Source organism: Streptomyces sp. NPDC059718 (assembly GCF_042733315.1).
In the GTDB taxonomy this organism is placed as follows: domain Bacteria; phylum Actinomycetota; class Actinomycetes; order Streptomycetales; family Streptomycetaceae; genus Actinacidiphila.
Genome location: NZ_JBHWGA010000061.1, coordinates 43,128 through 50,788 on the forward strand (window position 1 = coordinate 43,128; position 7,661 = coordinate 50,788).

Sequence of the window (7,661 nt, forward strand, 5' to 3'; positions counted from 1 at the left end):
GTGCGACGGTCGGTCACCACAGGGGCTTTCCGTCCGGGGCCTCGATGATGTGGTCGTCCGGCAGTACATCGTGGGCGAGGGCGAAATCGCGCGTGGTGATCAGCACCTGCAGGTGCTTCTCGGAGGCCAGGCTGGCGAGTTCACCCAGCAGCCTGCGGATGTCCAGGTCCTGGACCTCTTCCGCCTTGGGACTGTCGATGAGCAGCAGACCGGGGTGGGTGGATACGTTATGGGCCGCCCCGACGCGCAGCAGGGCGATGATCACAGCAATGCGCAGGCGGAGTCGCTCGCCGGGGCTCTGGTGGCCGAATGGCTTGGTGTGGCCGCCACCCTCGGTCACGTCCAGATGGGCGGCGCGATTGATCTCGACCGACTCCAGAGAATCGATCCCGAAACGCCGCCCCAGCTCCGCGATCTCATCATTGACCGCCGCGAACAGGGCTTGAGAAGCCGACCCGTGGTCCGCCTCCAGTACCTTGACAGCAGATTTGAGGACCTTGAGGGCTTTGGCTTCAACCGGGTCGTCGACCAGCGCTGGAAGCTCGGGGAAAACACTCAGGGCACCCTCCAGCCGCAACACCTCCTCCCGGGCCGTAAGCCGGGCCGGCGCCTGTACGGCGTACTCCGCGCGCCGTAGCCGCTCCTGCGCCGCGTCGAGGCCATCCGACATCCGCTGCAGCTCCGTCTCCGCGCCCTCCAGTGCCTGCTTGGCGGCCTTCTCAGCGGAGGTACTGTCCTCCAGACGCTGCTTCACCTCGACAATGATCTCCTCGGGCAAGGCATCGTCACCCGGCACCGGCCGAGCACAGACCGCGCACGCGTGCTCATCGCGTTCCTGCCGTCGCCGGTCAGCGGCGATTTCCTGATCGCAGCGGGGGCACGCCCGCGGATGCAAGCCATGGAAGAGGACCCGGGCGGTAGCGCTCTCGGTGACATCGTTGAGGAGCTTCGCGTCATGCTGCCGCTGCGCTCGGGCGCGGCGGTGCGCCTGCATCAGCTCTTCCCATCCGTCCTGGGTGTCGGCGACCGCGCGGGCCAGCCGCACGGCCTCGGCCGCCAGATCGGTCAGCGACTCCGTCTCGCCCGAGCTCTCTGAAGTGACGAATGCCAGGCGTTCCCTCGCCTGCCAAAGCTGCGTCTCGATCTGCCGTCGCTCTTCATCGCGCCTGGCGCGAGCGGTCGTGTCCGCAGTCTGGTGAGCCTTGCGCCTCGCGGCCAGGGCGTCCCCTGCCGTCTTCACCCGCGTCAGGGCCGCAGCCGAAGGCAAGTCCAGGAACACCTGCAGGAGGCGACCTGACAGGCCGCTCATCAGCACATCGCCCAGCAGCGCCTTGTCACGGCCGGCAGGCAGGTAGATGGCCCCGAAGTACACCGGCCAGCCGTGGGGTTGGGTGCCTGTTTCCTTGTGGCTGTTCACCAGCGGGTGCAGGTCGAGCCGATCCATCATCAAGGCCTGGATCTGCTCGGCATAGCTCCCGGTGCTGGACGCGCGCAGCACCGGGACGATGTCCCTGGCGGGGTCCGGTGTCCGGACAGTAGCCAACGTGGGGAGATCCGAGCCGGTCAGAAGGACCGCGGAGGTGATCTGCTCATCGGCAAAGTTCAGCCGAAAGCCCATGGGCTGACCGGCGACCTCCGCGTCCAGGTCGACCTCGCGCAGCCACGGCCGGCCGCCGATCGGCTCACACGGGGAGCCCCGCAGGCACCACGTCACGAGCTCCAGGACACTGGTCTTCCCTCGGAAATTCGCCGCGACCAGGGCAGCCAGGCCCTCAGAGAACGGCAGCGAGGTGTCGAAGGGGCCGGGATATACAGATCCCGTACGCACGCCGGCAACGCGCAACCGGTGAGGCCGCACCGTGCGCGGCCGCGCCGGCGGAGTCACCAGCGGGAGGCCGTATCCGGCGAACACATCCCGTACGTCCTCCACCGAGACCTTCGCCTGCTCGGCAATCCGGGTCTCTGCAGCACATCACCGTCAGCCATGGCCCCCTACCCCATCCCCCTCAATCGCTACCTGAGATCGCAGTCTCTCCAGGCGCTTCCGTGCCCGGGCGCTGACCGAGCCGATCCGCTCCCCACGGGCCGCCTCGGCGTACTCACGCTGGAGGTACTGCTGCTCCTTCAGCTGACTGCCGCCCTTCCCCTCGGCCAGCAGCAGCACGAGACGCACGCGGTCGACGTAGTACTGGAAGACCGGTGCCTCCTGAATCACCTCACGCGCGACCTTGCGGCCGGCGGCCAGGAGGAAGTAGTCGTGCTGACGCACCCGTTTGACCGTACCCCGGCGGCGACGCGCCACCAGGCTTGCGATGCGCAGCACAGCGAGCGCATCGTCCAAGGGCTCGTACGCCCCGAAGTGATGGCGCAGCATCGGGTAACGGCGGACCTCGGGCTCCTCTGAATCCAAGATCGCGCTGGCCCACGACAGCAAGCAAGCTCACGCCTCACCTCGTACTCCGCGAGCAGTTCGTCGGCGAGGTAGTCCGGGTTCCTCAGCCAGAGTCCAGCTTTTGCAGACGTACCTGAGTGCGGACAACCCCGACGGCCTCTGTCAGGCGAGGGTCCCCGAGCTCCGCCCCCTTCACCGGATCACACGCGTCATCGATGAGCAGCAGGATGCGTACCGCATCCTGCTCCCGGCTGGGCACAGGACCGTCGGCCTCAGCAAGCGAGAGTTGTTGTTCCACCGAGTAAGGGTAGCGATCGGTAGTCGGAGTTGTGCACCCTGTGTGCAGGTTCGATTCGCTATGTTCAGCGGGGCGGCTCGATGAGTCGGACAGCCAGGCGCTTGCTCTCCTCGTCGACCTCTACCAGGCACAGCCCTCGGCCGGCGGCAAAGCTCAGGAGCCGCGAGTGCTCGGACTGCTGCGGGATAGCGGGAAGCCGGTGCGGGGCGCCAGCGGGGCAGCTTCCAGGGAGCGACGGGCCCACGGCTGGAGGCCCCTGGAAATCGGCGACGACCTCGGTACTGAGGTCGATCTCATACGGCACGAAGCCAGACTACGGGCGGAAGGACGGCGCGACGGCCCGAATCTCGGCATCCGACGCCGTGGCCGGAGGTTCGGCGCGGCCAGCTCGCTCCTCTGCGATGCGCTCTGCCATGGCCAGCATCGCGGGGCTTGCGAGAGCTCGTGCACGAGCGTCCCAGTCAGCCAGGACCCCACCAATCAAGTGCAGCTCGGTGTTGTCGATGTGTTCGTTGAACGCGGCCCGGTGTTCCGCGGGGAAGGGCTGCGCGCACACTGCGGATGGTGGGTGCGGCCTGAGGGACAGGACCGGTGTCCGCGGGCTGGGCGCTCATGCTGTCCTCCGAGTGGAAAACACCATTCGTGTTTGGAGGGTATCCGGGGCATTGGTCCGGTGCCAGCACACTGAGCGATTGGTGCGCGGTAGTGCCTCCCGCGGAGGCACGCCGATCCATAGCCAGGCGGCGGGAACTGGGGGCAGCGACTGAAGCGACTGGGCTTCGGGATTGCTGCGGACGTGTGAGCAGACTGTGAAGGTGATTCCTAGCTTGGGTCGCTTGGGTCGCTCAGACAGCTGGGTGCTGCGCCTTTTGTGTGCGGCAGCAGCGCCAGCGAGCGACTGTAAGCGCTCCGATACGGCGAGCATTGGCGGTCGCTGAACCGCTTCCCGAGGGAAGCGGGCTTGAGTCGCTGGTCGGTCGCTGCGCTCGGTCGCTGAAGAAACCTGCGGGTCAGAGCGACTCTGGCAACCCCACAGCGACCGAAGCGACTCAAGGTTAGAACTATGACCACGTTCCTGCACGTGTGTGTGCGCGTCATAAACCGGACTGCCGGTCGCTTGGGTCGCTCATGAGCCCTCGAGAGACGCTGTGAGCTGGGTGTCTCTCCCGCTGGAGGTCAAGCGACTGAGTCGATCGTCAGTCGCTCTGCCCCGGGTTGGACACAACGACGTGGCCTTTCGACCGGTGTGGCACACCGAAAATCCGTCCTTCGGTAATCTATGTTGACCCTGTTTGGATGTTGAGTCGCTTCGGTCGCTTCGGAAACGCTCGCGAACCAGGCTGACCAGGAGATTTGTTCTCCTGGTCAGCCTGGTTCGCGAGCCTGACGGACAGCGACTGAACGAATTGGAAGGACGCCGTGCAGCCGAGCCTGGCTGAGGACAGCCGCCACGAGCAGCGCTCGTGCTCCGTGGTCTACGCCCGCTGGTGTGCAGCCCAGGGCTGGCCGGTCCTCCCTCTGGCTCCAGGCCGCAAGACCCCCGCAGCAAACTGCGCCCCGTGCCAAGCCCGTCGCCACAGCTCCGCGGACTGTGCCTGTTTTGCCGCCGGCCGGTGGTGCCACGGATTCCACGCCGCAACCACCAACACAGAGCGCATCGAAGCCTGGTGGGCAACCCAGCCGAACTTCGGCGTGGGAGTGGCCTGCGGCCCAGCCGGTCTCGTGGTGATCGACGTAGACGCCCACCATCAGCCCGTGCCGGCCCGCGACCGCCTCCTGCCCGGCATCGCCATCCACGACCAGGTCGACTTGACCGGCCTCGCCAACGGCTTCCACACCTTGGCCCTGCTTGCCGCCCTACGCGGCAAGCCTGACCCGGCCACAGACGAGACCACGCTGCGCGTCAGGACCCCCTCCGGGGGCCTGCACATCTGGTACCGCAATGACGCCACGCGTCGCTTCCTATGCTCCGCCGGGTCCAGCGCCGGACGGGCCCTTGCCTGGCAGGTCGACGTCCGCGCCACCGGCGGCTACATCATCGCCCCCGGCACGCGCACGGCCGCGGGAACCTACATCCCTCTCGGCCCGGCGAGAAAACCGGCACCGCTCCCCGAGTGGGTGGCCACCGAACTCGCCCGCACCGGACACCTCGACATCCCCGAACCCCGCCGCCCCCAGACTCCCCACAGCGTCCCGCAGCGCGCCCGCCAAGCCGTCATCGCAGCCGGCGGCGGCCGCAACCGCGCCGCCCAGGTCCTCGAGACCGTCCTGGCCGACGTGACAGCCTGCGCCCAAGTCGCCGAAGGCGCAGGGTTCTCCGACAAGCTCAACCGAGCCGCCTACACCGCCGGAGGCCTCGCAGCCGGCGGCTACCTCAACGCCCCCGACGCCGAGCGGATACTGATGGACGCCGCGCTGTACGCCCGCCCCGGACAGGAACGGCGCTGCGCCCAGATCATCCGCAGTGGACTCGATGCTGGCACCCGGCGACCGCTCCACCTCGAAGGACGACCCTCATGACGCCGACCGAGCCAGGGACAGGCGGATTCGATGCGGCGGCTGCGGCCCAGCAGATCCTCGCAGGCCCCGTCCAGGAAGCCCTGACCATCTCCGGCTTCCCAGCACAAGCCACGCCCGCGCCCGCCGCCCCGCAGCCAGCCACCGCTCACGGGCTGCTGCCGGATTCCCTCAGCGATCGTGGCAACGCTAAACTCTTCGTCCACCTCTACGGCCGCGACTACCGACACGTCCCAGGCCTAGGCTGGTACCGCTGGGCAGGCCACCGCTGGCAGCTCGACGAAGAAGACACCGTGCTCTGGGCCGTCGGCGAGATGGCCGAAGCCATCGCCACCAGCGACCCCACCGGCACCTACACCAGCACCGACCTGCGCCGACACCGCCGCCGCGCCCTCTCCACCTCCGGCATGAACGCCTTGCTGATGCAAGCCAAGGCATCCCCGGGCATGGTTATGAACGCCAGTCTCCTTGACGCCGACCCATATGCCCTGTGTACTCCCGAAGGAGTGGTCGACCTCCGCACCGGCGCCCTGGCCTCACCGAACCCCGCGACCCAGCATCACTCCCGCTCCACGACCGTCGCCCCCAAGACCATGGCCACCCCACGCTGGCAGCGGTTCCTCGACGACACCTTCGGCATCGACACCGAAGGCCTACGGACCGCGGACTTCCTTCACCTGCTGCTTGGCTACTCCATCTCCGGCGATGTCGGGGCCCAGGTCATGCCGTTCCTGTACGGGCATGGGAAGAATGGCAAGAGCGTGCTGCTCGACGTGATGCTGCAGTTGATGGGCGACTATGCCGACGCGGCCCCGCCTGGATTTCTGATGGCCAAGGTGTTCGAAGGACACCCCACCGACCTGGCAGAGCTTCACGGCCGTCGCATCATAGTCTGCTCCGAGCTCAAACCCGGCGACCGTTTCGACGAAGCCCGCGTCAAGCTCCTGACCGGCGGCGACAAACTCAAGGCCCGCCGTATGCGGCAGGATTTTTTCTCCTTCCACCCCACCCACAAACTGTGGCTGCTCGGCAACCATCGCCCCGAGGTCAACACCGGAGGTTTCGCGTTCTGGCGCCGGATGCGCCTGATCCCCTTCGAACGCGTTGTCCCCGAGGAACGCAAGATCGACAACTTGGCGAGCGTCCTCGTCCGCGAAGAAGGTCCCGGCATCCTTGCCTGGCTAGTCGCTGGCGCCCGCCGGTACTTCTCCGGCGAGAAGGACCTCGCTGGCCCAGACCGAGTCCAGGTTGCCACCACCGCTTACGCCGAGACTGAAGACCACGTCGGCCGCTTTCTGATCGAAGCCTGCAAGATCGGCGACGGACTGCGCGCTGAACAAGCCCAACTGTACGGCGCTTACAGCCGCTGGTGCAGCTTTGAAGGCGCAAACCCTGTCTCCGGCCGCGCCTTTGCTGCCAGAGTTCGTGAGACTCTGGGAATGGCCTCACCGAAGGAGATGGTCCTGTCTAATTCACGCAAGTACTATCCAGGCATCGGCCTCGTTACCGACCTGGCGACCGAGGAGCGGCAACTGTGAGCGCGTTGATCGACCCCGAAGAACTCGCGCACGAGACCGATCTGGTTTGGCTAGAGGACCCCTGCGCGCTCGAATACGTACGTCAGTCTCTCGACCGACTTCCCTCACGGCGAGGCAGGCCGGCCTACCACCGTGACGGGCGCATGGTGGGCTATGCCATTCTCAGCAAAGACGCCAAGCCATCCCGCGCTTCCGGCACCTTCCGGCGGCGCGTATTCTGGCTCTTGCCGCATGACCGTGACCAGCAGCCCAGCGGTCTCTACTCCACTGGAGCCCCTTCCGAGGCCGTCGACCCCCGCACTGTTGCTCCTCGAGTGAAGGGTTACAAGACCGAGCGCTCTGAAGGGGGCCCTGCTTCACCAGCAATGCTCGAACTCGGGATAGTTCTACCGACAGACTAAGCAAGGTAGTTAGGCTGACCGTGACCGGCAGCGGTCTTTTCGGCTCACTTCCGTGCAGCTTCGACGAGGAAATCAGGAAAGCGACTCTGGATCGCTCTCTACACTCGACTCTCATGAGAGTGGATCCTGACGTGCCTTCGACAAGGGCGCCGCTGGGAGCCTAGTTGACTTGTCCTCAGCGTGTGAACGAACCCTCATAACCCCAGGGCACCGGAAGGTCTGGCATCCGTTTCTGCCAAACTCAAGTCAACTCGACGGAACTGGAGATCTAGTGAGTAATTAGTACTCAAATCGCGAGTGCTGATTGTGATCAGGCTGTTCTGTGGGCGCACTACTGACACGAAAAGTCTGTGCGTGAGGTCAGACCGCTGAGATGGGTGCGAAGCGGAGGGTTAGGCCGAGGCTGTTGGCTTCTTTGACCATGCGGCGCATGGCTCGTTCGGGGTTGCGTTTGGTGAAGTAGTCGGCGCCCAGTTCGCGGTAGGGAACCTGGGCGTGGTGGAGCACGTGCCAGA

The 7,661-nt window shown here is 66.2% G+C and carries 6 protein-coding genes; 3 read left to right on the forward strand and 3 right to left on the reverse strand.

Annotated elements, in window-relative coordinates; translation table 11 throughout:
• Window positions 1-13 precede the first annotated feature (13 nt).
• The 3 genes from ACFV3E_RS40990 to ACFV3E_RS41000 all read right to left on the reverse strand — a co-directional run bounded on the left by ACFV3E_RS40990 (window position 14) and on the right by ACFV3E_RS41000 (window position 2,690).
• Window positions 14-1,930, reverse strand: a complete 1,917-nt coding sequence (locus ACFV3E_RS40990; protein WP_500540786.1) for a hypothetical protein — start codon at window positions 1,928-1,930, stop codon at window positions 14-16.
• A gap of 48 nt (window positions 1,931-1,978) precedes the next feature.
• Window positions 1,979-2,434 (reverse strand): hypothetical protein, encoded by a 456-nt coding sequence (locus tag ACFV3E_RS40995; protein WP_500540788.1) that lies wholly within the window; start codon window positions 2,432-2,434, stop codon window positions 1,979-1,981.
• Between the two features lie 61 nt (window positions 2,435-2,495).
• Window positions 2,496-2,690, reverse strand: a complete 195-nt coding sequence (locus tag ACFV3E_RS41000; RefSeq protein ID WP_500540790.1) for a hypothetical protein — start codon at window positions 2,688-2,690, stop codon at window positions 2,496-2,498.
• A 1,470-nt stretch (window positions 2,691-4,160) separates the two neighbouring features.
• On the opposite strand from ACFV3E_RS41000, the gene ACFV3E_RS41005 reads away from it, so the two are divergent.
• From ACFV3E_RS41005 to ACFV3E_RS41015, 3 genes are read left to right on the forward strand one after another with little or no spacing between them, the layout of a single operon-like run.
• Window positions 4,161-5,210 (forward strand): bifunctional DNA primase/polymerase, encoded by a 1,050-nt coding sequence (locus tag ACFV3E_RS41005; RefSeq protein WP_500540800.1) that lies wholly within the window; start codon window positions 4,161-4,163, stop codon window positions 5,208-5,210.
• Entirely contained in the window at window positions 5,207-6,745 is a 1,539-nt protein-coding gene (locus ACFV3E_RS41010; RefSeq protein WP_500540792.1) for a DNA primase family protein, read from the forward strand. The genes ACFV3E_RS41005 and ACFV3E_RS41010 overlap by 4 nt, the downstream gene beginning before the upstream one ends.
• Window positions 6,742-7,146 (forward strand): DUF6009 family protein, encoded by a 405-nt coding sequence (locus ACFV3E_RS41015; protein WP_500540794.1) that lies wholly within the window; start codon window positions 6,742-6,744, stop codon window positions 7,144-7,146. The genes ACFV3E_RS41010 and ACFV3E_RS41015 overlap by 4 nt, the downstream gene beginning before the upstream one ends.
• Window positions 7,147-7,661: the final 515 nt, after the last annotated feature.

Coding starts and splice junctions, on each gene's coding strand:
- ACFV3E_RS41010 (WP_500540792.1), top strand. CDS start 5,207: ATGACGCCGACCGAGCCAGGGACAGGCGGATTCGATGCGGCGGCTGCG.